The sequence below is a fragment of the Streptomyces sp. NPDC001714 genome, assembly GCF_042892755.1.
In the GTDB taxonomy this organism is placed as follows: domain Bacteria; phylum Actinomycetota; class Actinomycetes; order Streptomycetales; family Streptomycetaceae; genus Streptomyces.
On the sequence record NZ_JBIAUL010000006.1, the window covers coordinates 378,493 to 401,705 of the forward strand.

Here is a 23,213-nt window from a genome sequence, read left to right on the forward strand (position 1 = left end):
ACAGACTGAGCGCATGGACACCGAGACGTTGCTGGCCCGCTTCGTCCGCGAGCTGTCGGCACTGGATCCCGTGGCCGTCTGGGCGCACGGCTCGCTCGCCGCGGGCGACGACTACCAGGAGGGCCGCAGCGACCTGGACCTGATCGCGGTGCTGCCGGGCCCGGTGACCCCGGCCGTCGTATGGCGGATCCGCGTGGCGCACGCCCGGCTGCGCGCGCTCCCGCTCGCCGCCGTCCTGCACTGCACCTATCTGACCCCGTCGACCGCGGCGGACCCAGCCCGCCGCCATTGGACCTGGGCGCACCAGCGGCTGTTCAAACGGCCGGTCACCCCGGTGACCCGGCGTGAGCTGCACGCCTTCGGACGGGTGCTGCACGGCCGAGCCCCCGCCGGACTGCTGCCGTCCGTGACGGACCGGGAACTCGGTGACTTCGTCGTCCGTGACCAGCGGGAGTACTGGCGACCCGCCGTCGACAAGGCCTCGCGGTGGACGCGGGACGTCTGGGTCGATCTGGGTCTGATCACCTTCGCCCGGGCCACCGTCACCGCCCGCGAGGGCCGCCTGATCTCCAAACGCGAGGCACTGGACCTGCTGCCCGGTCTCGGCGCCCCCGCCGAGGTCGTCGAGGACATCCGAAGCCGCCGCTACGACGCTCACGCCGCCGCGCCCACCAAGGAGTGGACGGCGCGCCGGGCCCGGCTGACCCGGGACTACTTGGGCCCGGCGATCGACGCGCTCACGGCGTCGTACGACTGAGCGGGCACGTCGGCCGTGACCTCGGCGCGTTCCCGCAGCGAGAACAGGACCCGCAGCACGCCGATCCACACCAGGCAGGAGCCGAACATGTGCAGGCCGACCAGGACCGTGGGCAGGTGCGTGAAGTACTGGACGTACCCGATCACGCCCTGACCGAGCAGGATCAGGAACAGGTCGCGGACGCGGTCCCGCGGCCCCTGGGGCGCGCCGACGCCCTTGAGGAAGAACCACAGGGCGAAGGTCAGCGACACCACGATCCAGGCGAACACCGCGTGCAACTCGGCGACGCCCGACCAGCTGACGTCGATGCGCTCGACGTCGCCGGAGTCGCCCGGGTGCGGTCCCGCGCCGGTCACCACCGTGCCCGCGGCGATGAGCAGCAGCGACACGGCCACCAGGGCCCACACCAGCTGCTGCACGGCCTTTCCGACCAGCTGACGCGGCTCGCCGTCGCCCTCGCGGGTGCGCTGCCACATCAGGGCGGCGACCGTGATGAGGGCCGTCGCCAGCAGGAAGTGCGCGGCGACGGTGTACGGGTTGAGGCCGACCAGCACCACGATGCCGCCCAGGATCGCGTTGCTCATCACGAGCCAGAACTGCGCCCAGCCCAGCCGGGTCAGGCCGCGCCGGAACGGCTTCTGGGACCGCGCCGCGATGATCGCCCAGCCGACCGCCGCGCACAGCACGTAGGTCAGCATGCGGTTGGTGAACTCGATGGCGCTGTGGTAGCTCAGCGCGTCGGTCGGGGTCAGCGAGCCGGCGGTGCACTCGGGCCACGTCGGGCAGCCGAGCCCGGAGCCGGTGAGCCGCACCGCACCGCCGGTGACCACGATGACCACCGACATCACGAGCGCGGCGAGAGCCGCCCGCCGGACGGTCCGGGGCTCCGGCGTCCAGTGATCGGCGATGAAGGCGAGCGGGTTGCGCAGCGCCGCTACGAGGTCGGTGGGGGTCAGCTTTGGCACGGGCACCATGGTAGGGGGCTGCTTGTGCATGCGTTCACGAGGGTGCCGCGTCGGGAGTGATCGACGGGTGCGGCTCGGGCAGCGGCTCGCTGTACAGCGCCTTGATCCGGAGGGCTCGGCCACGGAGCTCCGCCTTCGCGGTCGCGTCCCTGGTGCACTGTGCAAGGCGTTCGTACACCGCGACGAGCGAGGGATGGCTGTCGCCGAGACGGGTACGGAAGATTTCTTCGGCGAGCAGCAGCGTCTGCTCGGCGTTCACTTCCTCGCCCGTGGAGAGGACGGCCGTGCCGCCGGTGGCGATCAGGACGGCGCCGAGGCGGGAGAGGGTCTTGGCGCGGTAGGGATGTTCGGCGTCGTAGGACCCGCGGTAGATGGACTCCGCCTCCAGCAGGGCGTCCAGAGCCTCCTGGTGGCGGCCCTGGGCCAGTCGCAGAGACCCCAGCTTGTTGAGGCAGGCCGCGTACTTGTGTTCCTCGCTCTCGCGGCGTTTTAAATGCAGGGCCACCACCGGTCCGAGGAGCGCGTCGGCCTCGTCGAGCCGCTGGCGTGCCTCGCGCATCATCCGGACGCGTCGCATCGGACGGTGGGTCTCCCGCGCGCGGGCCCGCGCCTCCTCGGCGCGGCGCCGCAGGACGTCCGCCAGGAACTTGCAGACCTGCGAGGTCTCGAAGTCGTCGGTACCGCGGTAGCCGTCGAAGACCACGAGGGCGGCACGCAGCTCGCGCTCGGCGGTCGCCAGGTCGCCCCGGTCCTGGGCGACGATGGCCCGGTCGCGCTGCAGCATCGCCCGGAAGACCAGATGGTCGCGGGGCTCCTCGCTGCCCTGGCTGGGCATCCGGTCCTCGGCGCCCTGGTAGCGTTCCAGCGCCTGCCCCAGCTGCCCGGCGTTGCGATGGATCAGGCCGAGTTCTTGCTCGGCGACGGCCCGGTCGAGGTCCTCCCAGCGGGCTTCCGGGCTCTCGTACATCGAGATGGCGAGTTCCATCGCTTCGAGAGCCTCGGTGAACTTGGTGCGTTCCCGCAGGATCCCGCCGAGCAGCCGCTGACATTTGGCCCGGAGCGGCAGCAACCCTGGGACGCCCTCGTGGCTCTCAGACTCGTCCAACGCCGCACGGCACTCCTGCTCCGCCTTGGCGAGCTGTGCGCGCCGATAGCGCTGGTTGGCCACGGACAGCCGAGCCGTCGTACGCCCCAGATAGTCGTCGGTGTGCAGACCGCGGAGGACCGCCTCCTGCTTGAAATAGTCCAGGGCGCGGTTCCAGTCGTAGCGGTGTTCCTGGTACTGGCCGACCCGGTGCAGGAGACGGACCAGTGCCTGGGGGGCGCGGGCAGTGCCGAGCCCGTGGTCCCCGGCGTCGGCGGCCCAGGCCAGCTCGGCGGTCACCGCCACGACGCGGGGCATCAGCCCCTCGCACATGATGCGCTGGTCCAGCTGCCACGGTCGTTTCGGGAACGCCGCTTCGAGGAGTTGGACGGCGGCCTGTGACCACAGCAGTCGCGACTCCTCGTCCATGTCCTGGCGGACGTGGAACTGAACCTGGGGGTGCATGGCGTAGGTGACGGTGTTGAGCCTGCTGTCCCCGGTGCGGCGCAGCAGCGAGTAGTCGGATAGCCGACGTACCACGTGGTTGAACGCGGCGGGGTCCTCCATGACGTCCCGCAGCGGAGAGGGGATCACCGCTCGGTTGCCCAGCAGCATGTCCTTGCGCACGTCCTCGGAGGCCAGGAAGGAACAGAGGCGCATGAGGTCCTCGGCAACCGGGTCGGCGGCCGTCACCCGTTCGAAGGCGAGCCGCAAGGTGACGGCGACGACATTGCGGCCTTTGGGCAGGTCGGGCAGCCGACGCAGATATTCCGGGACGGAGATCTCCGTCCCGGCGATGTACGCACCTGCCTGTTCCAGTGCGAGAGGCCACCAGTCCAGTTGCGCACCCAGCTTTTCGAGCTGTCCGTCGCTGCTCTCGTCGTCGACGCGGACCCTGAGGAAGGAGAGACCGTCCGCGACTCCGAGATCGGACAGCTCGATCAGGGCGGAGACGGCGCGGTGCCCGTCCCAGCCCTCCCGCTGTTGAGTGGTGATCAGGACCTCGCCGTGCCCGGCCCGCGGCAGCAGGGACTGACGTGAGTCCTCGCTCTCCTCGTTCAGCGGTCCGATGCTGCCCCGTCGCACGTCGTCGTACACGAGCAACCAGCCGGGAGAATCACGGAGCTTTCCCCAGAGCCGGTTGAGCATGACGTTCTTGGAGTCGTGCTCCGGAATGCCGAGGCAGGCCGCCAGCTCCAGCAGGTCGCTTCTGAGCCGCTCGTAACTGGATGCCGACAGCCACCACACCAGGGAACGGTGGTGCCTGAGCCGCTCCTCGGCGTAGGCGGCGGCCAACTGGGACTTGCCGGCACCGGCCAGCCCGTGGACGACGGCGATCCTGACGCCACCGTTGCGGCGGCCTGGCCGTAACGCCTTTGCGATGTCGCGGAGTTCCTGTATGCGTCCGGTGAAGTACCTCGAGGGATCGGGAAGGTTGGGCGGAGGTACGTACAACGAGCCCTGGGCCTCGGCTGCGTCGGTGGAATGCGGAGAGCGGAGGTGGACGATGAAATAGCCGGAGATCGCGGAGACGCCCCCGAGTACTCCGGCGCTTGAGGCCAGCCACATCAACTCTGTGCCATGGGTTTCCTGGGCGACCACGGACAGAAAGATTGCCAACGCGCCTGTGACAGAGCTGAGAGCGGTCTTGGACAGGTGGTTCTCGCGCAGTATTCGCATAAGCGCCCCGTACAAGTAGACGTGCACCCCGTGGCATGGACGATCTGTTAGCTCTCGGGGCCGTTGTTATTTGAAGCGCTCCCACGCATCGCGTTCAGACGGCTCCTGGCCTGCCTGGCCAAGGTGTGATCGTGGCCGTACGCCGCTTCGTAGCGGTTTACGGCCACGCTCTGAATGGCAACCGCCCGGTCCCTGTCGCCTTGGGCGAACAGCGTCTCGGCCAATTCACGCTCCGCGTCTGCCACATAGGGATGATCCGGGCCCATCACGGCGGCCGCCATCCGGCGTGCCTTTTCCAGGCGTTCAGCCGACTGTTCGAGGTCATCGGTGTCACGGTCGAGCCGCCCCAGGTTGATAAGCGTGCCGACTACGTCGGGGTGGTCACCGAGGCGGCTGCGCACCCTCAGGGCGTGCTCCAGAGCTTCCTTGGCCGCATGGGTACGGGCGATCCTGCGCAGTGCCTCGCCTCGATGGTTGTCCACATCGGCGACATCGGGATGGTCCTCCTCGTTTACGGAGATGAGCAGCGCCCGTGCCCGGTCCAGGTCTTCCAGGGCCTCCTCGGGGGCGTCACGTTCCAAGGCTATGATCGCCAGATGCTTGAGGCTCGTGGCCAGGTCACCGGGGCGAGAACCGTCCACTTGCTCGCGCAGTGTCAGGGCCCTGTGATAGCAGTCCCATGCCGCGCCAAGGGCGCCGCTGCGCCAGTGCACGTCTCCCAGGACCATTAGGCAGTCCGCGCGAGCGGCATGGTTCACCCCGTATGCGGCTGTGCACACGTCCAGTGCAGCGGTCGCCGTCTCTTCTGCTGCGCCCAGCTGCCATTGCTCGCGCTGGATCCGGCTGAGATGCAGCAGCTGTGACACGATCCTGGGATCGTTCTCGCCGTACAGATCTTTGCCGAGGCGCACAGCTCGCTCCGCGGTTCGGCGCGCGTCGTCGAGTGCAGCCAAGTGGTACTGCACCCGACCGAGCGCGGTCAGGGTCTCAACCAATTCTGGGCGCTGGTCATCCTGTGCGGCGGCCTCCCAGATCCCCAGGGACTGCTCAAGCAGGTCCCTGGCGCGCAGATAGTCTCCACGGTGGTGAAGATAGGTGCCCGCACGACATAGCAGCCGGCCCCAGGCCAGCGGTTCGGTGGTGCCGTTTGCCCCGCCGTGCTGCACCACTGACAACACATGCGGAAGAAGTGTGGCGCACGTCCGCCAATTCAGGGAGCTGACCGGATCGGCTGGAAAGGCCGACTCCAGAAGGAGCGACGCCGCATCCGCGTACCACCTGTGCTCGTTGGCCTGCAGCGTGGAACGCAGAAAGTCCTGGACCTGCCGGGAGACTCCCAGTGTGCCGTCGGCCTCGGCCCGCACCAGAGAGAAGGACAGCAGTGGCCGAAGCAGTGCGTTGACACCCAACTCGGATGTCAGGTGGTCCCGTAACGGGGGTGGCAGGACGGACGCGTGGTCCGCCAAGATCGCGCGCGGGAGGCGGTCGGAGGTGAAGAAGGCCAGAAGCAGGACCAGTTCGCGAGACCGGGGCTCCTCCGCGCAGGCCTGTTGCAGGGACATGCGCCACGTTGTGGTCATGACGGGCTGATACCAGGTTGCCTGGGAGAGGACGGGCGGTGAGGCTGGCTGTTGGTGCAGGACCCGTTCGAACTGGGCAAGTGTCGTACCGGTCTCCTCGGCGTAGGCGGCAGCCTGTTCCAACACCAGCGGCAGGTGCCCCAGGGCAGATGCCACGGCGGCGGCGGTGGCCGGCTCTGTCCCCAGGTCGTGGCTGCGTCTGCGCAGGAATTCCACGGAGTATTCCTCCCGGAAGACGTCCAGCGGTTCCACTTGTGTGACGCGGCCGTGCCAACTGCGCACGTACGACGTGACCAGTACATCCCCGTTGGTCAACGGTGGCAAGTGTGCGGCCACGGTTGCACTGTCGAGAGCGTTGTCGAACACCAGGAGCCAGCGGTGACGGGCACCGAGCTCTCTCCAAAGAGTTCCGAGGACCACATTGCTGTCCGCGTCAGGGGGAATCTCGAGCCGCTGGGCGAGGTGAGTGAGGTCGTCCAGGACGGACACAGGAGACTCCGCCTTGATCCACCAGATGACGTTGTAGTGCGAGGCGAATCGGTGAGCGTACTCGATCGCGAGCTGGGTTTTGCCCACACCGCCGACTCCGACAACCGCGCACGAGCGCAATGCGTCGTTCTGCTGAGGGCCTAGGAATACTCTGGCGACGCGGGCCAAATCCTCGGAGCGGTCGGTGAACAGGGTATTGCGAGGCGGAATATTGGACACGGCAGAGTCCAGCCTCGGGTAGGGGACGGGATCCGTGTCCGTAGCCGACACCGCCGAGCGCGGCACCTCGGCGTCAATCAGTTCCAGCACGCGTTCGCTGGCGGTCTCCGCGGACAGCAGGGCGAGGTCCACGACCAAGCCCGCGGGGCCGTCCGGGGGTGGGCATTCTTCGACACGCAGGTAGAGATAAGGCCGGTCCGGTATCGCCGTGCTGGGCCAGCAAGCCGTGGCCGCCGACACGATCACCACGGTGAGAGCCGCTTCTCGTGAGGCAGTCTGTGGTTGTTGCCATGGTTCGTCCACCGATATGCGGCCAGTGCGTTTAAGGAGGTCGGCCAGCCACTTTGCCCAGGTGGCGTCTCCAGGTGTGTAGCGGACTGCCACTCGCGCCCGGGGCGGTGGGAGAACGGGGGGCGGGTCGGGTGGCGCAGGACTAGGGCGTGGCCAGGCAGTGATCACGACACTGGCCGCCGCTACGGCCCCGGCGCCAGCGGCAGGGTATCGCCACCAGCCGGTGCCCGGGATTGCCGCGACGGCCGGGGCATAACTACCCAACGCGGTGAACGCCCCGATCAACCACGCCCCGTAACGTCCCCACAGTCTGGTGCGTAAGGTGGCCGATGCCATGGTGGGATCCCCCACACCTTCCCCCAACATCCCTGAGTCGCAAGCGACTTGCTCCGGATCGGCTCAGTTTGCCATCCAATGGCCAAGATCAGGAAGGAGGTGGGGATCCAGGGGTGCCACGATCCGGTACTCCGCGATCCGGAACGAGCCGCCTACGGCCACATGGCGTAACAGGGCGACGAGCCGGTGGTTGCCGTCCAGCACCAGCCGACGGTCGCCGCCGAGGTCGATGACGGGGAGTAAGAGCCTGCAACCAGATCGAGGTAGTACACGCTCAAAGTGCGTCACCTGCCCGTGCTGTGCAGGGGACAGAGCCCGGCCGTTGTGTGCGAGGTCGGCGGCGCGTAGCGGATGTGCGTCAGGGGCGCGGTAGTCGGTGGGCCGCCCTGTCCCGTCGGCATACCAGGGGGTGTAGTACTCGTGCGTCGGTGGCAGCCTGTCCAGCGTGGCGTCTTCGTGCACGATCGTGACGAGTCCCTGACGGTGAAGAGCCGCCAACCGCTCCCAGTCCAGGGCTACTCGGATGCCAGCACGATCGCATGCGAACAGACGTTGGAATGCGGGCCAGGAGACATTTGCCATGGTGCGTCTCTGCCCAGGGAGAGCCGGATCACTCGGTCCCGGCGTGGTGTCCGCTCACCGAGTACCGACTCGTACTGAGCGACGTTCCTCAGCTCCCCATGTACCGCCACTCCTCGGGCAATTCGGTGACCGCACAGTCGCCGTCTTCCGTGACCTCGACCGAGAGCGGTCGGCCGTCAAGCACCAGACCACGTACCTTGATCGGCACGCGCATCGCGGGTCTCGTCGCCAGAGTCCTGCGGGCGGCATCGGGCCGCAGCCCCAGCAGCGCGGCCAGGACCGCCACTCCCGATGCCGCCGACCAGCCCGACGGACGACAGGCCGCAGGGTAGGCCAGCGGCGCGGGGGAGCCGTTGCTGCGGGCGTCGCCCGCGTACAGCTCCGGCATCCGGTACCCGAAGTGGGTCGCGGCGTCGAGCAGTCCGTGCAGCAGGGCCTGTGCCTCCCGGTGGTGTCCCGTTGCGCACAGCCCACCCACCGCGATCGCCGTGTCGTGCGTCCACACCGAACCGCCGTGATAACTGAGAGGATTGAAGCCGGGCACGGCGGCCGACCGGCTGCGTAGGCCCCACCCGGAGTTGAACTGAGGGTGGGCCAGCCAGGCGGCGACGTCACGGCAGCCGTCCTCGTCCAGGATTCCCGTCGACAGCAGCTGTCCCATGTTCGAGGCGGGACCGCTGACGGGGGTGGGGCCGTGGCCCACCGCGATGGCGACGTAGCGGGTGGCCGGCCCGTCGGCGGACGGCAGCCAGAACAGGTCGGCGAAACGCTTCTTCAGGGCGGTGGCCCAGTTCAGGAGCTGTTGGGCCTCGTCGGGCCGGTTGCGGTGCTGGAGTAGTTCGGCCAGGCCGTTCGCCGCTTCGTACGCGTACCCCTGCACCTCGCAGAGCGCCAACGGCGGCTCTATGTGGCGGCCCTCGGCGTCCCGTACCGCGTCCTCGCTGTCCTTCCACGACTGATGACGCAGCCCATTGGGGCGGGGTGGGTTGTATCGGAGCAGGCCGTCGGTGTCCTCGCCGGTGCGTTCCAGGACCCAGCGCATGGCACGTTCCGCATACGGCAGCAGCGCGTCGACCTCGGCGTCCGGCAGCCCCCAGTGCCAGGCCTCCACCAGCAGTGTCACGAACAGCGGGGTGGCGTCGACCGAGCCGTAGTAGTGGGAGGGGAGCAGCATGCCGTTGCCGTGCAGGGCCGTGGCGGGGCGCAGTTCGTGGAGGATGCGTCCGGGTGCCTCCTCCCGGAAGACGTCGTGCTCCTTGCCCTGACGGCGGGCCAGTGCCCACAGGGTGCCACGGGCCAGGTCGGTGCCGAGCGGCAGCAGCATCCGTGCCGACCAGAGCGAGTCCCGGCCGAACAGGGTGAGGTACCAGGGGCAGCCCGCCGCGATGAACTGGTCCTCGGCGCCGCCGTCGGTACCGCCCAGCGGGTCCGCGAGCCGCAGCGCGTCGAGGTCTCGCAGGCCCCAGGAGACCAGATCCCGTAGCCGCCGGTCGTCGGTCTCGACAAACGGCTCGCTCCACGGGGTGGGGTCACCCGGGCGTATCGGGTGTCCCGGCGGCTCGGGAACCGCACGGCCCGCGACGGTGACCGTGACCTGCCACGAGTCGCCCGGTCTCAGGACCACCGGCGACCAGGTGAGGGTGCCGCCCTCGGGGCCGTCGGCGACCGCGGGGCCGGTCACGGACGGGGTGGTACGGAGTTCCGCGTGCCCGGAGGCGGAGCGCCATTCCAGTCCCACCCCGCCGCGCGACCCGGTACACGGCACGGGCGCCCGGCGGAGGCCCCGCTTCACGTCGGCGATGTCGGCCAGGTCGGTGGCCGCGGCCAGTTCCACCCGCAGCCGGCGCTCGCGGGTGCCGACGTTGCGCAGCGAGATAGTCTCGCCCATGCCCGCGGTGCGCACCCGCTCGACGATCATCGTCGGATCGTCCGTACGGTCTCCCGGGTCGCGAAGGACCGCGGTGAACCGCACCTGATGCGGGCTGAGCGACTGGACACCGATGGGCTCGGGCTCCCGGTCGTTGAGGAGCAGGCACAGCGTGTGCAACAGACGCCGGTCATGGTCGTAGAAGCCCTGGACGTGTGCGCCGCGCAATTGTCCGTCGCGCGGTGAGGCGGCGAAGGCCGGGGCGTCGACACAGATGACGACGTCGTGCAGCAGCGGCTGCAGTGATCTTGGTGCCGGTGAGTCCGCGGAATCGAACACGGGTGGGGGTCTTCCCGCTGCGTGTGCCTCTCATTCGCGCGGGAGACACGAGGGCGTCACCCGTCGCACCCCGCAAGACCGGACCGCGTCATTCCCCCTCACTCCCAGCGGAAGAACCTCCCCGCCGCCCCCAGCCCCACCACTGCCCAGACGGCGAGGATCCCCAGGTCCCTCCAGGGCGTGCCCGCCCCGTGCTGCAGCACGTCCCGCAGGCCGTCCGACAGCGCGGAGATCGGCAGGAGGCCGAGGACGGACTGGGCGCCGCCGAACTTGTCCAGGGGGACGATGACGCCGCCGCCCACGAGCAGCAGCAGGAAGACGAGGTTGGCGGCCGCCAGGGTCGCCTCCGCCTTCAACGTGCCCGCCATCAGCAGGCCGAGGCCGGAGAAGGCGGCCGTGCCGAGGACCAGGAGGAGCAGGACGGCGAGCGGGTTGCCGTGCGGGGACCAGCCGAGGGCGAAGGCGATCGCCGTCAGGAGGATCACCTGGAGGATCTCGGTGACCAGGACCGACGCGGTCTTGGCGGTCATCAGGGCCCAGCGGGGCAGCGGGGAGGAGGCGAGGCGCTTCAGGACCCCGTAGCGCCGCTCGAAGCCGGTCGCGATGGCCTGGCCGGTGAAGGCCGTGGACATGACGGCGAGGGCGAGGATGCCAGGGGTCAGGAAGTCGACCGCCTTGCCGGATCCCGTGTCGACGACGTCCACCGAGCTGAAGAGCACGAGGAGGAGTGTGGGGATCACCACCGTCAGCAGGAGCTGCTCGCCGTTGCGGAGCAGCATTCTCGTCTCCAGCGCCGCCTGCGCCGCGATCATGCGGGGGAGCGGGGCGGCACCCGGCCGGGGGGTGAAGGTGCCGGTGCCGGTATCGGTCGTGGTGGTCATGAGCGCAGCTCCTTGCCCGTGAGCTCCAGGAAGACGTCCTCCAGCGTGTGGCGTTCGACCGAGATGCGGTCGGGCATCACGCCGTGCTGGGCGCACCACGAGGTCACCGTGGCCAGCAGCTGCGGGTTGACCTTGCCGACCACCCGGTAGGAGCCCGGGGTCAGCTCGGCGGCCGTGGAGTCGGCCGGCAGTGCCTTGAGGAGTGAGCCGACGTCGAGGCCGGGGCGGCCGGTGAACCGCAGGGTGTTCTCGGCGCCGCCCTTGCACAGTTCCTCGGGGGTGCCCCTGGCGATCACCCGGCCGGCGTCGATGATGGCGACGTCGTCGGCGAGCTGCTCGGCCTCCTCCATGTAATGGGTGGTGAGGATGACCGAGACCCCGTCGGTGCGCAGGTCCCGGACGAGGTCCCAGGTGGCGTGGCGGGCCTGCGGGTCGAGGCCGGCCGTCGGCTCGTCGAGGAAGACCAGTTCCGGGCGTCCGACCACGGCCATGGCGAGCGCGAGGCGCTGCTGCTGGCCGCCGGACAGCCGGCGGTACGACGTCCGGCCGCAGCCGCCGAGGCCCAACCGCTCCATCAGCGCGTCCACGTCCAGCGGATGCGCGTGCAGCTTCGCCACGTGCCGCAGCATTTCGTCGGCGCGGGCGCCCGAGTAGACGCCCCCGGACTGGAGCATCACGCCGACTCTGGGGCGCAGCTCGGCGGACTGCCGTACGGGATCGAGACCCAGGACGCGTACCGTGCCGGAATCCGGCCTCCGGTACCCCTCGCAGGTCTCGATCGTGGTCGTCTTGCCCGCCCCGTTGGGGCCGAGTACGGCGGTGACGCCCGCCTCGGCGGTCAGATCGAGTCCGTTCACGGCGGTCTTGGTGCCGTACCGCTTCACCAGGTCCCGCACCTGGACCACCGGCTCACTTCGCATGGAGACAGAGTCTAAGGACGCCTGCCGTCACCCGGACGGCCGGGTGGCCGGATCTCCTCCTCACGGGGTCGGTGCACGGCCAGCCAGCGTTCGGCGTAGGCCACGGCTTCCGCCACCGGGAAGAGCCGGGCCTCGGCCGCCCCGACCCGGCCGCGGACGACCACCGGGCGGTCGCGTTCGAAGTCGTAGCCGAGTTCGTCGAAGCGGTCGGAGGTGATCGACACCTCGGTGACCTCCTCCCAGCCGCCGCCGGGGGCGGGGCGGCCGACCCGGACGCGCGGGGAGGGGATCCGGTACTCGGCGAGATGGAAGCTGGTGCAGGTGGCGTAGCCGGTGCCGAGCATGAGCACGCGCGCGTGCAGCTTCTCAAGGCGGGCCAGCGGGCTCTGCTCGCCGAGCCGGCAGTCGGGGGCGTGGCCGTCCAGGATCTCCGCCGCGCGGGGGCCGACGGCCGCGAAGGAGGTCTGAGGGTGGGCGCTGCGCAGCGCGCCGGGCCAGTTCCGCACGGTCTCGGGGATCACGCCCACCCCGCGCGCCGGGGTGGTCCGGGGGTCGTACGGCGGCATGGTGGCCCGGATCGTCTCCCACCACTCCTCGGGCACCGGCGGATTTCCCCACACCGCGGGGTCCGAGAGGTCGCCCGTCTGGGTGGGGACCACCAGGGTGCCGTCCGAACCGAGGGCGTCGAGGAGTGCCTGGACGACCGCCACGGCTCCGCCGTTCACCCATCCGAGGGAGCTGAGCGAGGTGTGTGCGAGGAGGGTCTCGCCGGGCTCGACACCCAGCAGGCCAAGCTGCTGCGCGAGGGTGTCCCGGGTGACAAGAGGGCCGGTCGGGGGCGGTGTGGGCATGGTTCGCGAGTGTTCCCGAGGGGGCGGTGGAACGCCACCCCATTAGTCGACGGATGATCGATCAAAGATCGTTTCCGCAGGTCAGGGCAGGTGGCAGGTTAGGCATGCCTAAGTGATGCAGGGCACCGTCCGTTCGCTCGGACGCCGCTTGCCTGGCTCTGAGGAATTACGCAACAATGGCGTTGTGAAAAACGTCGGCGAGGCTCGGGAGACCCCCATGGGGACCCAGCAGGAGGAGCTAGCGACCGGTGAGCGCTCGACGCGCAACCGGGTCGCGCGGTCGATCCTGGACCACGGCCCGTCGACCGTCACCGAGCTGGCCGGCCGCCTGGGCCTGACCCCCGCCGCCGTACGCCGGCATCTGGACGCCCTGGTCGCCGACGACGTCGTGGAGGCGCGCGAGCAGCGGGTGTACGGCGCGCGGACGCGTGGCCGGCCCGCCAAGGTCTTCGCGCTCACCGACTGCGGCCGGGACGCCTTCGACCAGTCGTACGACAAACTCGCCGCCGACGCGCTGCGCTGGATCGCCGAGCAGGGGGGTGGCCAGGAGGCGGTCGCCGCCTTCGCGCGGGCCCGGATCACGGCCCAGGCGAGCGCCTACCGCAAGGCGATCGAGAGCGTGAGCCCCGACGAGCGCACGGAAGCGCTGGCCAAGGCCCTGAGTCTGGACGGGTACGCTGCAACGGCGCGCACCGCACCGGTCGGCGAACAGCTGTGCCAGCACCACTGCCCGGTCGCCCATGTCGCGGAGCAGTTCCCCCAGCTGTGCGAGGCGGAGACGGAGATCTTCGCCGAGCTGCTCGGAACGCACGTCCAGCGACTGGCGACCATCGCGCACGGCGACGGCGTCTGCACGACGTTCATCCCCAAGATTTCCACTGACGCATCTGCTAGCACGGCCGGGAGGAACCCCGCATGACTCTCCCCACGGAGACTGCCCACCCTGAGCTCGAGGGCCTGGGCAAGTACGAATACGGCTGGGCCGACTCCGACGAGGCCGGCGCCTCCGCGAAGCGTGGTCTCAACGAGGACGTGGTCCGGGACATCTCGGCGAAGAAGTCCGAGCCGGAGTGGATGACCAAGCTCCGCCTCAAGGGCCTGCGCCTCTTCGAGAAGAAGCCCATGCCGAACTGGGGCTCGGACCTCTCCGGCATCGACTTCGACAACATCAAGTACTTCGTGCGCTCCACGGAGAAGCAGGCGGAGTCCTGGGAGGACCTGCCCGAGGACATCAAGAACACCTACGACAAGCTGGGCATCCCGGAGGCGGAGAAGCAGCGCCTGGTCGCCGGTGTCGCCGCCCAGTACGAGTCGGAGGTCGTCTACCACCAGATCCGCGAGGACCTGGAGGAGCAGGGCGTCATCTTCCTGGACACCGACACCGCGCTGAAGGAGCACCCGGACCTCTTCAAGGAGTACTTCGGCACGGTCATCCCGGTCGGTGACAACAAGTTCGCCTCGCTGAACACCGCCGTGTGGTCGGGCGGCTCCTTCATCTACGTCCCGCCGGGCGTCCACGTGGAGATCCCGCTCCAGGCCTACTTCCGTATCAACACGGAGAACATGGGCCAGTTCGAGCGGACCCTGATCATCGTCGACGAGGGTGCCTACGTGCACTACGTCGAGGGTTGTACGGCCCCGATCTACAAGTCGGACTCGCTGCACTCCGCGGTCGTCGAGATCATCGTCAAGAAGAACGCCCGCTGCCGCTACACGACCATCCAGAACTGGTCGAACAACGTCTACAACCTGGTCACCAAGCGCGCCGTCGCCTACGAGGGCGCCACCATGGAGTGGATCGACGGCAACATCGGCTCCAAGGTGACGATGAAGTACCCGGCCGTCTACCTGATGGGCGAGCACGCCAAGGGCGAGACCCTCTCCATCGCCTTCGCGGGCGAGGGCCAGCACCAGGACGCCGGTTCCAAGATGGTCCACATGGCGCCGAACACGTCGTCCAACATCGTGTCGAAGTCCGTGGCGCGTGGTGGCGGCCGTACGTCCTACCGCGGTCTCGTCGAGATCGGCGAGGGCGCCGCCGGATCCAAGTCGAACGTGCTGTGCGACGCGCTGCTCGTCGACACGATCTCCCGTTCCGACACGTACCCCTACGTGGACGTCCGCGAGGACGACGTGTCCATGGGCCACGAGGCGACCGTCTCCAAGGTCTCCGAGGACCAGCTCTTCTACCTGATGAGCCGCGGTCTCTCCGAGTTCGAGGCGATGGCGATGATCGTGCGCGGCTTCGTCGAGCCGATCGCCAAGGAACTGCCCATGGAGTACGCCCTCGAACTCAACCGGCTGATCGAGCTCCAGATGGAAGGCGCGGTCGGCTAAGCGACCGCCGTCACCGTCACGCCCCTCACGTAAGAAAGCGAGCAGACCGACAGCCATGGCTGAGGCTCAGAACACCCCGGTGGGCTCCACCACCGCCGGCGCCATCGCGGTGGCCGCCGAGTCGACCGTCGCCACGCGCATGAGCGCGCCCCCCTCCTTCGACGTCGCGGACTTCCCGGTCCCGCACGGCCGCGAGGAGGAGTGGCGGTTCACCCCGCTGGAGCGCCTGCGCGGGCTGCACGACGGCACGGCGGTCGCCACCGGCGACAGCCTGAAGGTCACGGTGGAGGCCCCCGAGGGCGTCACCGTCGAGCTGGTCGGCCGCGACGACCCCCGGCTCGGCCGGGCCGGCACCCCGGTGGACCGGGTCGCCGCCCAGGCGTACTCCGCCTTCGAGCAGGCCGGCGTGGTCACCGTCCCCAAGGAGACGGTGCTCACCGAGCCGATCCGGATGAGCGTGCACGGCCAGGGCGGGGTCGCCTACGGCCACCAGGTCGTCGAGCTGGGCGCCTTCGCCGAGGCCGTCGTCGTCATCGACCACACCGGTGACGTGGTCACCGCCGCCAACGTCGAGTACGTCCTCGGCGACGGCGCCAAGCTCACCGTCGTCTCCGTCCAGGACTGGGACGACAAGGCCGTCCACGTGGCCCAGCACAACGCCCTGGTCGGCCGGGACGCCAGCTTCAAGTCCGTGGTCGTCACCTTCGGCGGCGACGTCGTACGGCTGCACCCGCGCGTCGCCTACGCCGGCACCGGCGGCGAGGCCGAGCTGTACGGCCTGTACTTCACCGACGCCGGGCAGCACCAGGAGCACCGCCTGCTGGTCGACCACAACACCCCGCACTGCAAGTCCAACGTCGCCTACAAGGGCGCGCTCCAGGGCGACGACGCGCACGCGGTGTGGATCGGTGACGTCCTCATCGAGGCCAAGGCCGAGGGCACCGACACCTACGAGATGAACCGCAACCTGGTCCTCACGGACGGCGCGCGGGTCGACTCGGTGCCGAACCTGGAGATCGAGACCGGTGAGATCGTCGGCGCCGGGCACGCCTCCGCCACCGGCCGCTTCGACGACGAGCAGCTCTTCTACCTGATGGCCCGCGGCATCCCGGAGCACGAGGCCCGCCGCCTGGTGGTCCGCGGCTTCTTCGCCGAGCTGGTCCAGCAGATCGGTGTCGCCGACATCGAGGAGCGCCTGCTCGCCAAGATCGAGGAGGAGCTGGAGGCCTCGGTCGCATGACGTCGACTGCGTACGTACGCGCCTGCGGGCTGAGCGAGCTGGAGGAGGACACCCCGAAGCGGGTGGAACTCGACGGCACGCCGGTCTCGGTCGTCCGGACCGAGGGAGAGGTGTTCGCCATCTACGACATCTGCTCCCACGCCAACGTCTCGCTCTCCGAGGGCGAGGTGGAGGACTGCCAGATCGAGTGCTGGCTGCACGGCTCCAGCTTCGACCTGCGCACCGGCAAGCCGTCCGGCCTCCCGGCCACGCGCCCCGTCCCCGTATACCCCGTAAAGATCGAAGGGGACGACGTGCTCGTCTCCCTCACCCAGGAGTCCTGAGGCACCCATGGCAACGCTTGAAATCCGAGACCTGCACGTCACCGTCGAGGCCGACAACGCCACGAAGGAGATCCTCAAGGGCGTCGACCTCACCGTGAAGCAGGGCGAGACGCACGCCATCATGGGCCCCAACGGCTCCGGCAAGTCGACCCTCGCCTACTCCCTCGCGGGTCACCCGAAGTACACGATCACCGGCGGCACCGTGCTGCTCGACGGCGAGGACGTCCTGGAGATGTCCGTCGACGAGCGCGCCCGCGCGGGCCTGTTCCTGGCGATGCAGTACCCGGTCGAGGTCCCCGGTGTCTCGGTCTCCAACTTCCTGCGCACCTCCGCCACCGCCATCCGTGGCGAGGCCCCCAAGCTGCGCACCTGGGTGAAGGAGGTCAAGGAGACCATGGAGCGCCTCTCCATGGACCCCTCCTTCGCCGAGCGCAACGTCAACGAGGGCTTCTCCGGCGGCGAGAAGAAGCGCCACGAGATCCTCCAGCTCGAACTGCTCAAGCCGAAGATCGCGATCCTCGACGAGACCGACTCCGGTCTCGACGTCGACGCCCTCCGCATCGTCTCCGAGGGTGTCAACCGCGTCCGTGAGACCGGCGAGGTCGGCACCCTGCTGATCACGCACTACACGCGCATCCTGCGCTACATCAAGCCCGACTTCGTCCACGTCTTCTCCGGTGGCCGGATCGTCGAGTCCGGCGGTGCCGAGCTCGCCGACAAGCTGGAGGACGAGGGCTACGAGGCATACACGAAGGGTGGCGTATCCGCGTGACACAGTTGCCGGGCCTCCTCGACACCGAGGCGATCCGCAAGGACTTCCCCGTCCTGGACCGTCTGGTCCACGACGGCAAGAAGCTCGTGTACCTGGACAACGCGGCTACCAGCCAGAAGCCGCGCCAGGTACTGGACGTCCTCAGCGAGTACTACGAGCGCCACAACGCCAACGTCCACCGCGGTGTGCATGTGCTCGCCGAGGAGGCCACGGCGATGTACGAGGGCGCGCGCGACAAGGTCGCGGAGTTCATCAACGCGCCCAGCCGCGACGAGGTGATCTTCACCAAGAACGCCTCCGAGTCGCTGAACCTCGTGGCGAACATGCTGGGCTGGGCCGACGAGCCCTACCGGGTGGACCACGAGACCGAGATCGTCATCACGGAGATGGAGCACCACTCCAACATCGTGCCGTGGCAGCTCCTCGCACAGCGCACCGGCGCGAAGCTGAAGTGGTTCGGCCTCACCGACGACGGCCGCCTCGACCTGTCCAACATCGACGAGGTCATCACCGAGAAGACGAAGATCGTCTCCTTCGTGCTGGTCTCCAACATCCTGGGCACGGTCAACCCGGTCGAGGCGATAGTGCGCCGCGCCCAGGAGGTCGGCGCCCTCGTCTGCATCGACGCCTCCCAGGCCGCGCCCCACATGCCGCTGGACGTGCAGGCCCTCCAGGCCGACTTCGTGGCCTTCACCGGCCACAAGATGTGCGGGCCGACCGGCATCGGCGTCCTCTGGGGCCGTCAGGAGCTCCTCGAGGACCTGCCGCCGTTCCTCGGCGGCGGCGAGATGATCGAGACCGTGTCGATGCACTCGTCGACGTACGCCCCGGCGCCCCACAAGTTCGAGGCGGGCACCCCGCCGGTCGCCCAGGCGGTCGGCCTCGGCGCGGCCATCGACTACCTCAACGCCATCGGCATGGACAAGATCCTCGCCCATGAGCACGCGCTGACGGAGTACGCGGTCCAGCGCCTCCAGCAGGTCCCGGACCTGAAGATCATCGGCCCCACCACGGCCGAGGACCGGGGCGCCGCGATCTCCTTCACCCTCGGGGACATCCACCCGCACGACGTGGGCCAGGTCCTCGACGAGCAGGGCATCGCGGTCCGCGTCGGCCACCACTGCGCCCGCCCCGTCTGCCTGCGCTACGGAATTCCTGCGACCACGCGAGCGTCGTTCTATCTGTACTCCACTCCGGCCGAGATCGACGCTCTGGTCGAGGGCCTGGAGCATGTACGGAACTTCTTCGGCTGAAGGGCGTGAGCTGAGACCGTGAAGCTGGACTCGATGTACCAGGAAGTCATCCTGGACCACTACAAGCACCCGCACGGGCGTGGTCTCAGGGATGGCGACGCCGAGGTACACCATGTGAACCCGACGTGCGGCGACGAGATCACCCTCCGAGTGAAGTACGACGGCACGACGATCGAGGACGTCTCGTACGAGGGCCAGGGCTGCTCCATCAGCCAGGCCTCGGCCTCCGTACTGAACGACCTGCTGGTCGGCAAGGACCTGGCGGACGCGCGGAAGATCCAGGAGACCTTCCTGGAGCTCATGCAGTCCAAGGGCCGGATCGAGCCCGACGACGCGATGGAGGAGGTCCTGGAGGACGCGGTCGCGTTCGCCGGAGTCTCCAAGTACCCGGCCCGGGTCAAGTGCGCCCTCCTGAGCTGGATGGCGTGGAAGGACGCGACGGCCCAGGTGCTGGGTGGCGCCGAAGCCGAAAGGAAGACGGCATGAGCGAGACCGCTGAGATGAAGCCGGCCTCGGAGGAGGAACTCCGCGAGGCGCTGTACGACGTCGTCGACCCCGAGCTGGGCATCGACGTGGTCAATCTCGGGCTGATCTACGGCATCCACATCGACGACGCGAACATCGCGACGATCGACATGACCCTGACCTCGGCGGCCTGCCCGCTGACTGACGTCATCGAGGACCAGGCCAAGTCCGCCACGGACGGCCTCGTCAACGAGCTGCGCATCAACTGGGTCTGGATGCCCCCGTGGGGCCCCGACAAGATCACCGACGACGGCCGTGAGCAGCTGCGGGCGCTCGGGTTCAACGTCTGAGACCCGGCATACGAAAGCGGCGGCACCCTGCCTGGGGTGCCGCCGCTTCTCCATGTCTCAGCTCAGCCCGTCCACGAGGTCGAAGAAGAAGTCCTGGCGGTTGGTCGTGTTGTAGCCGTACGGGTCCAGGCGCAGCTGGAAATTCTTGTGCCGCAGGGCGTAGTTGGGGTAGTTCACCGACTGGAACAGCACGTCGTCCGAGTACGGCGACTTCTGCGGGCAGAAGGTGGCGTCCTGCTGGAAGAGGCCGCTGCCGTCGTTTCTCTCGGCGCGCAGCACGAAGTTCTGGTGGCGCAGGTACAGCCCGTCGTGCGTGGCAAAGGAGTAACAGGAGGCGTTCGCCAGGCCCTTGACCAGTTCGAAGGTCGAGTCCTCGCGGGACTCGGAGCCGCGGGGCTGGTCGAGATACACGTAACTGCCGCTCACGTGCCAGTAGCGGTCCGGGTAGTTGACCGAGCGGACCGACTCCCCGGAGCTGCTGGGCTGCTGCCCCGAGCCGCCCGAGCCGCCCGAGCCGCCGGAACTTCCCTTGGACGGCGTGGACTTGGAGGGCTTCGCGCTGGACGGCGAGCTCTTCGGGCCGGTGCCGGGCGAGGTGGCCGTCGCCGTGGCGGACGTGGACGCGGACGGCGAGGTCGCCGACATTCCCGACGTGCCCTTCGGGGGAGCGGTCGTGCCCGGCGCCGACGGCGAGGCGAAGGAGAGCAGCCCGGGGCCCTTGTCGGTGTTCGCGGACGCCGTCGGGTTCGATGACGCATTGTCAGCGGTGCTGTGGCTGACGGCTATCGCCGTGACGCAGGCGACGACGGTGGCTATGGCCAGCGTGCCGGCCAGCCAGAGTCTTCGGGTTCCGGGAGCCCGGGAGGTGTCGGGGACCCAGCCGTTCTCCCAGGGGGGATGCGGCGGGGGTTGGGGGGTGGTTTCAGGCATGCGCGTTTCCTCCAGCGGCGCCAAGGCAGCGGCCGGGGATGTGAGGGTGGAGTGAGTGAAGCGTGAAGCAATGGTGGATCACAGAGGTGCACACACTAGTGGAGTTACGGGGCTGCGGGGAGCCGTTTCAGCTAGCGGTTTCTGTGAAGATTAAACATCCCCGAGTGGTGTGCGGGAGCGGAAGCGACAGTACCAATGGCGCGCGTCCGACCGCGGGGGTGCCGGCCGCGGGGAAACCCGTTTCCGTGAACCGGGTCCGAGCTTCAACTCGGTCTGCCCCGCACCTGCTTGGGCAGGCCTGTGACCGACGGCCGGTCGAGCCGCACCGCCCTGCGCGCACCGTCCGGTCCGCGCCGCCGCAGCCGCCCGCAGAGCCTGGCGCCGCACTGTTGTGTACGGCCGTACACAACGTTGCGTACACTCGTACACATGGGATACCTGATGCTCGCCGGCGCCATAGCCGCCGAGGTCGCCGCCACGACGGCGATGAAGTACGCGGACGGCTTCAGCAGACTCTGGCCCTCGCTGCTGACGGCACTGGGATACGTCGTCTCGTTCCTGCTCCTGGCCGAGACGCTGAAGTCCGTGTCGATCGGCACGGCGTACGCGATCTGGTCCGGGGTCGGCACCGCGGCCATCGCCGTGCTCGGCCTGCTGCTGTTCGGGGAGGGACTGAGCACGGTCAAGGTCGCCGGGATCGTGCTGATCATCGCGGGAGTGGTGGTGCTGAACCTGGGAGGTGCGCACTGATGCCCCGCCGTTACGACCCCGACCGCCGGCAGCGGATCATCGAGGCGGCGATCCGCGTGGTCGGCGACAACGGGCTCGCGGGGCTGAGCCATCGCACCGTCGCCGCCGAGGCCGATGTCCCGCTCGGCTCCACGACGTACCACTTCAAGACCCTCGACGAGCTGATGGTCGCCGCGCTGCGCCAGACGAACGAGGGCTTCGCCAAGGCGGTCGCCGCGCACGGCGGCCTGGACGACTCCGCGGCGGACCTCGCCACCGCCCTCGCCCGGATCCTCGGCGACTGGCTGGGCGGTGACCGCACCGCCGTGGAGCTGGAGTACGAGCTCTACCTCGCCGCCCTGCGCCGCCCCGCCCTGCGCCCCGTCGCCGCCGAGTGGGCCGACGACCTGGCCGAACGGCTCGCACGGCGCACCGACCAGGTCACGGCGCGGGCGCTGGTCGCCCTGATGGACGGCATCTGCCTCCAGGTCCTGCTGACGGGGACGCCGTACGACGAGGGGTACGCGCGCGAGGTGCTGGAACGCGTGATCCCCTGAGCGGACGCGTGCGCCGCTCCCCGCCCCGCCGAGCCCGCCGGGGCACCGCGCGATGCCGCCCCACGGGTCGGCCTCGCTGTACCGGGCCCTCGCACTCCTGCCCGGCGTGAAGATCACCGATTCATCGGCTCGCATGGTCTTGGACGGCAAGGACAGCACTGCCGGCGAGCTGCTCACGACGGCGGTGGCGGACAAGGCCGGCGGGCGCCCCTGACGCCATCCTCCAGATCCGGGCGGCCCGCTCCCGGGAGCGGGCGGGCCGCCCGGCGCATCTTCGGGGCCCGCCCCCTGAGACGCCCCGTACGCTGGTTCGCCTCCCCGGCCCCCGGCCGGTTAGGTTGCCCTCATGACCGACACGACTGCTCTTCGTCCCACCGGCGCCGTGGCCGCCGGGCTCGCCACCATCGCCGCCGACGGCACCGTTCTCGACACCTGGTTCCCCGCCCCCGCGCTGGTCGCCGAGCCCGGCCCGGCCGGCACCGAGACGCTCTCCGCCGAGCAGGCCGTGGAACTCCTCGGCGAGGGCGCGGCCAAGGCGATCGGACCGGACCCCCGCCGCAACGTCGAGGTCGTCGCGGTCCGTACGGTCATCGCCTCGATCGACGAGAAGCCGATCGACGCGCACGACGTCTACCTGCGTCTGCACCTGCTCTCGCACCGCCTGGTCAAGCCGCACGGCCTGAGCCTGGAGGGCCAGTTCGGCTTCCTCGCCAACGTCGCCTGGACCTCCCTCGGCCCGGTCGCCGTCGACGACATCGAGAAGGTCCGGCTGAACGCCCGCGCCGAGGGCCTGCACCTCCAGGTGACCTCGGTCGACAAGTTCCCGCGGATGACGGACTACGTCGTCCCGAAGGGCGTGCGCATCGCCGACGCCGACCGGGTCCGCCTCGGCGCGCACCTCTCCGAGGGCACCACCGTCATGCACGAGGGCTTCGTCAACTTCAACGCCGGCACGCTCGGCACCTCGATGGTCGAGGGCCGCATCTCGGCCGGCGTCGTGGTCGGCGACGGCTCGGACATCGGCGGCGGCGCCTCCACGATGGGCACGCTGTCCGGCGGCGGCAACGTCATCATCGCCATCGGCGAGCGCTGCCTGATCGGCGCCGAGGCGGGCGTCGGCATCGCCCTCGGCGACGAGTGCGTGGTCGAGGCCGGCCTGTACGTCACCGCGGGCACCCGCGTCACCATGCCCGACGGCCAGATCGTCAAGGCCCGCGAGCTGAACGGCGCCTCCAACATCCTCTTCCGCCGCAACTCGGTCTCCGGCGCCGTCGAGGCCCGCCCGAACAACGCGGTCTGGGGCGGCCTGAACGAGATCCTGCACAGCCACAACTGACGCGTGGCGGCCATGACCTGCGGCCGGCTGCTGAGCGCCCTTCCATGGCCCCAAGCCGGCCTGGGAGGGCGCTCGTCCGT

The 23,213-nt window shown here is 69.3% G+C and carries 21 protein-coding genes; 12 read left to right on the top strand and 9 right to left on the bottom strand.

Annotated features, from left to right (window positions below; translation table 11 throughout):
* Positions 1-13: 13 nt before the first annotated feature.
* Positions 14-757: a nucleotidyltransferase gene (locus tag ACFY0P_RS18525; RefSeq protein ID WP_388913638.1), complete on the top strand. Its 744-nt coding sequence runs from the start codon at positions 14-16 to the stop codon at positions 755-757.
* Here ACFY0P_RS18525 and ACFY0P_RS18530 read toward each other — a convergent pair.
* From ACFY0P_RS18530 to ACFY0P_RS18565, 8 genes are all read right to left on the bottom strand, one after another.
* On the bottom strand, positions 712-1,731 hold the full coding sequence (locus tag ACFY0P_RS18530) for a heme A synthase (RefSeq protein ID WP_388913640.1): 1,020 nt from the start codon (positions 1,729-1,731) through the stop codon (positions 712-714). The two genes, ACFY0P_RS18525 and ACFY0P_RS18530, sit on opposite strands and share 46 nt — an antisense overlap.
* A gap of 25 nt (positions 1,732-1,756) precedes the next feature.
* Positions 1,757-4,408 carry a tetratricopeptide repeat protein gene (locus ACFY0P_RS18535; protein ID WP_388913643.1) on the bottom strand — a complete coding sequence of 884 codons (2,652 nt, stop codon included), beginning with the start codon at positions 4,406-4,408 and terminating at the stop codon, positions 1,757-1,759.
* A 125-nt stretch (positions 4,409-4,533) separates the two neighbouring features.
* Positions 4,534-7,023, bottom strand: coding sequence for an FxSxx-COOH system tetratricopeptide repeat protein (gene fxsT / locus ACFY0P_RS18540; protein ID WP_388913646.1), 2,490 nt, complete (start codon positions 7,021-7,023; stop codon positions 4,534-4,536).
* Positions 7,024-7,464: 441 nt separating this feature from the next.
* Complete coding sequence (locus ACFY0P_RS18545) at positions 7,465-7,983, bottom strand: hypothetical protein (protein ID WP_388913649.1); 519 nt, start codon at positions 7,981-7,983, stop codon at positions 7,465-7,467.
* 88 nt (positions 7,984-8,071) lie between these two features.
* On the bottom strand, positions 8,072-10,189 hold the full coding sequence (locus ACFY0P_RS18550) for a glycogen debranching N-terminal domain-containing protein (protein WP_388913651.1): 2,118 nt from the start codon (positions 10,187-10,189) through the stop codon (positions 8,072-8,074).
* Between the two features lie 98 nt (positions 10,190-10,287).
* Positions 10,288-11,070, bottom strand: a complete 783-nt coding sequence (locus ACFY0P_RS18555) for an ABC transporter permease (protein WP_388913654.1) — start codon at positions 11,068-11,070, stop codon at positions 10,288-10,290.
* Complete coding sequence (locus tag ACFY0P_RS18560) at positions 11,067-11,990, bottom strand: ABC transporter ATP-binding protein (protein ID WP_388913656.1); 924 nt, start codon at positions 11,988-11,990, stop codon at positions 11,067-11,069. The genes ACFY0P_RS18555 and ACFY0P_RS18560 overlap by 4 nt, the downstream gene beginning before the upstream one ends.
* 11 nt (positions 11,991-12,001) lie before the next feature.
* Positions 12,002-12,841: an aminoglycoside N(3)-acetyltransferase gene (locus ACFY0P_RS18565; protein ID WP_388913659.1), complete on the bottom strand. Its 840-nt coding sequence runs from the start codon at positions 12,839-12,841 to the stop codon at positions 12,002-12,004.
* A 184-nt stretch (positions 12,842-13,025) separates the two neighbouring features.
* On the opposite strand from ACFY0P_RS18565, the gene ACFY0P_RS18570 reads away from it, so the two are divergent.
* From ACFY0P_RS18570 to ACFY0P_RS18605, 8 genes are read left to right on the top strand one after another with little or no spacing between them, the layout of a single operon-like run.
* Positions 13,026-13,760, top strand: coding sequence for a helix-turn-helix transcriptional regulator (locus ACFY0P_RS18570; protein ID WP_388913662.1), 735 nt, complete (start codon positions 13,026-13,028; stop codon positions 13,758-13,760).
* Positions 13,757-15,178, top strand: coding sequence for a Fe-S cluster assembly protein SufB (gene sufB / locus ACFY0P_RS18575; RefSeq protein WP_388913665.1), 1,422 nt, complete (start codon positions 13,757-13,759; stop codon positions 15,176-15,178). Before ACFY0P_RS18570 ends, sufB begins: the two co-directional genes overlap by 4 nt.
* Positions 15,179-15,233: 55 nt before the next feature.
* Complete coding sequence (gene sufD / locus ACFY0P_RS18580) at positions 15,234-16,418, top strand: Fe-S cluster assembly protein SufD (RefSeq protein ID WP_388913668.1); 1,185 nt, start codon at positions 15,234-15,236, stop codon at positions 16,416-16,418.
* On the top strand, positions 16,415-16,741 hold the full coding sequence (locus ACFY0P_RS18585) for a non-heme iron oxygenase ferredoxin subunit (protein ID WP_388913671.1): 327 nt from the start codon (positions 16,415-16,417) through the stop codon (positions 16,739-16,741). Before sufD ends, ACFY0P_RS18585 begins: the two co-directional genes overlap by 4 nt.
* A 7-nt stretch (positions 16,742-16,748) precedes the next feature.
* Positions 16,749-17,513, top strand: a complete 765-nt coding sequence (gene sufC / locus ACFY0P_RS18590; protein ID WP_351485768.1) for a Fe-S cluster assembly ATPase SufC — start codon at positions 16,749-16,751, stop codon at positions 17,511-17,513.
* Positions 17,510-18,766, top strand: coding sequence for a cysteine desulfurase (locus ACFY0P_RS18595; protein ID WP_388913675.1), 1,257 nt, complete (start codon positions 17,510-17,512; stop codon positions 18,764-18,766). The genes sufC and ACFY0P_RS18595 overlap by 4 nt, the downstream gene beginning before the upstream one ends.
* 18 nt (positions 18,767-18,784) lie before the next feature.
* On the top strand, positions 18,785-19,252 hold the full coding sequence (sufU, locus tag ACFY0P_RS18600) for a Fe-S cluster assembly sulfur transfer protein SufU (protein WP_388913678.1): 468 nt from the start codon (positions 18,785-18,787) through the stop codon (positions 19,250-19,252).
* Positions 19,249-19,581, top strand: coding sequence for a metal-sulfur cluster assembly factor (locus tag ACFY0P_RS18605; RefSeq protein ID WP_031166063.1), 333 nt, complete (start codon positions 19,249-19,251; stop codon positions 19,579-19,581). Before sufU ends, ACFY0P_RS18605 begins: the two co-directional genes overlap by 4 nt.
* Positions 19,582-19,638: 57 nt before the next feature.
* Here the strand turns inward: ACFY0P_RS18605 and ACFY0P_RS18610 are convergent, their stop codons facing one another.
* On the bottom strand, positions 19,639-20,511 hold the full coding sequence (locus ACFY0P_RS18610; RefSeq protein ID WP_388913682.1) for an AbfB domain-containing protein: 873 nt from the start codon (positions 20,509-20,511) through the stop codon (positions 19,639-19,641).
* Between the two features lie 429 nt (positions 20,512-20,940).
* On the opposite strand from ACFY0P_RS18610, the gene ACFY0P_RS18615 reads away from it, so the two are divergent.
* From ACFY0P_RS18615 to dapD, 3 genes are all read left to right on the top strand, one after another.
* The gene (locus tag ACFY0P_RS18615) at positions 20,941-21,261 is read left to right on the top strand and encodes a DMT family transporter (protein WP_388913685.1); all 321 of its coding nucleotides are present in this window, start codon (positions 20,941-20,943) and stop codon (positions 21,259-21,261) included.
* Positions 21,261-21,797, top strand: a complete 537-nt coding sequence (locus tag ACFY0P_RS18620) for a TetR/AcrR family transcriptional regulator (protein WP_388913688.1) — start codon at positions 21,261-21,263, stop codon at positions 21,795-21,797. Before ACFY0P_RS18615 ends, ACFY0P_RS18620 begins: the two co-directional genes overlap by 1 nt.
* Positions 21,798-22,143: 346 nt before the next feature.
* Entirely contained in the window at positions 22,144-23,133 is a 990-nt protein-coding gene (gene dapD / locus ACFY0P_RS18625) for a 2,3,4,5-tetrahydropyridine-2,6-dicarboxylate N-succinyltransferase (RefSeq protein ID WP_388913691.1), read from the top strand.
* Positions 23,134-23,213 lie beyond the last annotated feature (80 nt).

Bases quoted from the DNA above. Each gene is read 5' to 3' on its own strand.
- ACFY0P_RS18565 (WP_388913659.1), bottom strand. From the start codon at position 12,841: ATGCCCACACCGCCCCCGACCGGCCCTCTTGTCACCCGGGACACCCTC.
- sufC (WP_351485768.1), top strand. From the start codon at position 16,749: ATGGCAACGCTTGAAATCCGAGACCTGCACGTCACCGTCGAGGCCGAC.
- ACFY0P_RS18560 (WP_388913656.1), bottom strand. From the start codon at position 11,990: ATGCGAAGTGAGCCGGTGGTCCAGGTGCGGGACCTGGTGAAGCGGTAC.
- ACFY0P_RS18610 (WP_388913682.1), bottom strand. From the start codon at position 20,511: ATGCCTGAAACCACCCCCCAACCCCCGCCGCATCCCCCCTGGGAGAAC.
- ACFY0P_RS18530 (WP_388913640.1), bottom strand. From the start codon at position 1,731: ATGGTGCCCGTGCCAAAGCTGACCCCCACCGACCTCGTAGCGGCGCTG.
- dapD (WP_388913691.1), top strand. From the start codon at position 22,144: ATGACCGACACGACTGCTCTTCGTCCCACCGGCGCCGTGGCCGCCGGG.
- sufD (WP_388913668.1), top strand. From the start codon at position 15,234: ATGGCTGAGGCTCAGAACACCCCGGTGGGCTCCACCACCGCCGGCGCC.
- ACFY0P_RS18585 (WP_388913671.1), top strand. From the start codon at position 16,415: ATGACGTCGACTGCGTACGTACGCGCCTGCGGGCTGAGCGAGCTGGAG.
- ACFY0P_RS18525 (WP_388913638.1), top strand. From the start codon at position 14: ATGGACACCGAGACGTTGCTGGCCCGCTTCGTCCGCGAGCTGTCGGCA.
- sufB (WP_388913665.1), top strand. From the start codon at position 13,757: ATGACTCTCCCCACGGAGACTGCCCACCCTGAGCTCGAGGGCCTGGGC.
- ACFY0P_RS18555 (WP_388913654.1), bottom strand. From the start codon at position 11,070: ATGACCACCACGACCGATACCGGCACCGGCACCTTCACCCCCCGGCCG.
- ACFY0P_RS18615 (WP_388913685.1), top strand. From the start codon at position 20,941: ATGGGATACCTGATGCTCGCCGGCGCCATAGCCGCCGAGGTCGCCGCC.
- ACFY0P_RS18605 (WP_031166063.1), top strand. From the start codon at position 19,249: ATGAGCGAGACCGCTGAGATGAAGCCGGCCTCGGAGGAGGAACTCCGC.
- ACFY0P_RS18545 (WP_388913649.1), bottom strand. From the start codon at position 7,983: ATGGCAAATGTCTCCTGGCCCGCATTCCAACGTCTGTTCGCATGCGAT.
- ACFY0P_RS18620 (WP_388913688.1), top strand. From the start codon at position 21,261: ATGCCCCGCCGTTACGACCCCGACCGCCGGCAGCGGATCATCGAGGCG.